This is a genomic window from Chelatococcus sambhunathii, assembly GCF_001418005.1.
Lineage (GTDB): Bacteria > Pseudomonadota > Alphaproteobacteria > Rhizobiales > Beijerinckiaceae > Chelatococcus_A > Chelatococcus_A sambhunathii.
The window spans coordinates 1-2,420 of the sequence record NZ_LIOL01000031.1; the positions used below are offsets into that span (position 1 = coordinate 1).

Here is a 2,420-nt window from a genome sequence, read left to right on the forward strand (position 1 = left end):
GCCGCTTCGCGGCCGGTAGACAGCGTTGCCGAAGACGGCGACAACAACGGCCGGTCTCTGGTCGCGGCTGGATGAAAGCTGGGGGTCAGGTCACCGGGAAGAGCGGCAAGATCGGCGCGGTCGAGATGGGCCGCGAGATCATCCGCCATCGAGTCAAGTTTGAGCCCGGCTTCGAGGCCAACGCCCATGGCGAAATGACTGCGGCGCTGTTGCGCCGTCGTGCTGGCCCAGATGCGCCGCGACCGCGCTTGGAGCAGGGCTAGCTGCCGCTCCCGCGCGCCCTCCACACGGCGTGCGATCTGTCGCGCCCAAAGCGAACCATTCAGGGCCTCGTCGATGAGCGCAGGCAGATCGTCAGCATTCGCATCAAGAGCTTCAATCAGGCACAGAATGGTGTTGTCCAGTTTCTCCAGAAGGAGTTCCAGCGGCTCGTCGCCCTCCTCGTCTACATGAACGTCCCAGGCCTGCCTGTTATTGGCCAGATACTCAAAGGCATCTGCCCGGTTCAATATCCCTCCGCGCGCAAGGCGGCGGAGAATTTCCGCCACGATCTGGATCAGCCCGCTTTCAAGGGAGCGGGCTCGCGATGAGTTTACGAGATCGCGCCACGCCTGCCTTCGCCAGCGCACCGGCTCATACATGATATGGACCACGAGTCCCTCGAGATCGACGAATGCGCGGCCCGCCCGTCCGGCCACATTGGCAAATTCTTCGCCGGACAGCGCGACACCAGCCCGGTAGAGGCTGGGTACCAACAGGACGGCGGCGTTGAGATTGAGGCCCTGCGCGAGAGTCGGCGATGCGATCGTAACCGTGAGAATTCCCTCATTGAGAAGGCGCTCGACTTCGCGAAGGAACGGATTGGGCAGGCGGGCATGATGAATGGCGACGCCGACATTAAGGCACATGACCGCTGGGTGATCTTCGCCAAGCCATTCTGTTCCGATGGCCTTGGCTCTTTCGATCGCGGGGGCATTGGCGAGCAGAGGCGGAAGGAACCCGCGGCGGGAAAGATCAACGATCTTCTCCGCATAGCTTTCGACATGGTCTCTTTGCGTGCAGAAGACGAGCGTGCGCTTGCCCTCATCGGCGAAGCGCCACGCCGCAGCGAGCGTCAGTTCGGCGTTGTCTCTGGGGAAGGGCGTGCGGCGAGGACGGATCGGCGGTTGCTGCTCGACAAACTGCTGGATGAAGGGTCCGTCGTCGTCAAGGTCGAACGTCAGCCGGGCGCCTTGGCCGGTCCAGGCAAGTGTTCCAAAACGCTGGCGTGTCGGACGCCATTCCGACTTGACAGGAGCGCCGTCCGCGTTGGACCGCATCCAAGCGGTCAAATCGTCAAGCTGCTCTCCATCCGGCAGAATGGCTGAGAGACAGACAATGCGCCGCTCGCCGGCGTCGTCACGCCGCAAGAGTCGCTGCACGAGAACTTCGTACCGGAGTTCGCGTTCGCTGGGACCGATCAGGTGCCCTTCATCAAGCACGATCAGACCGACATCATCGATGAGGTCCGGATCGTTTCTCAGCGCGAAATCAAGCTTCTCGGGTGTCGCTATCACAATCTGCCGCGTGCGAAGCGCGTCTTCGTCGCCCGGCATCATGCCGCTCGCGCCGTACAATGAGGAAACCGAGAATCCCAACGGGGCGAAAGTCCGGCGGAACGATCGTTCGGTCTGGGCGGAAAGGGCGCGCAGCGGCGTCACGATAAGGATGCGCTTGCCAGCGCTGAGCGACATCAAGGCGCAGACTTCAGCAACCCTCGTTTTGCCTGCGCTGGTTGGAAGTGCCACGACCAGATCGTCGTCGAGCTCAGTTGCGCGGCGCGCCGCCTCCAGTTGCGATGGCCAAAGCTCGATCTCCGCTATGTCGCGCGCATAGAGCGATGCGAGAAACAGCTCCCGCAGTTCGCCGTATTCAGTGGCACCCTGCGGCCCCTCGGACGGCAGAATGCGGTGAAGACTGTGCGCCCATAGATCGTCGATCAGGTTGAGCGCAACGCGAATGATCCACCACAGGGAAACCGCACCTGAATCGCCGGCAACACGCAGCGCTCGCCTGAGGAGCGCAAGAGCCTCCTCCTGTAGAGCGGCAGAACCCGTGGCAAGCGCGAAGTCGAAGATCGCAAACGCTCGATGTACTGTCGTGGTCAATATGACAGAAATGGTGTCGTCAAAGTCGGCGGCACCCTCCGCCAGGCTGGCGCGGATAGCGCCGTCCTGATGCAGCGGATCACGGAGCCATGTACGCGCTTCGTTTCTCAGGGTCCGAAGATCCCTGAGAATCAGGCGGGCGAGCGCAAGTTCCCCCGGCGCGAAATTCGGATCCTCCTGACGTGCTCCCCGTTTTGTCCCCGTCTATAGGTTAGCCCTGTTCATGTTGTGGTCCGATCTGGACCGGGTTGCAAATTCGTTCGGGGTGAGCCC

1 protein-coding gene is annotated in these 2,420 nt (G+C 62.1%); it reads right to left on the reverse strand.

Annotation, left to right across the window (positions count from 1 at the left end):
- A partial coding sequence (locus tag ASC46_RS20650) for a DEAD/DEAH box helicase (protein ID WP_245280653.1) occupies positions 1-2,147 on the reverse strand: 2,147 nt, incomplete at its 3' end.
- Between the last annotated feature and the right edge of the window lie 273 nt (positions 2,148-2,420).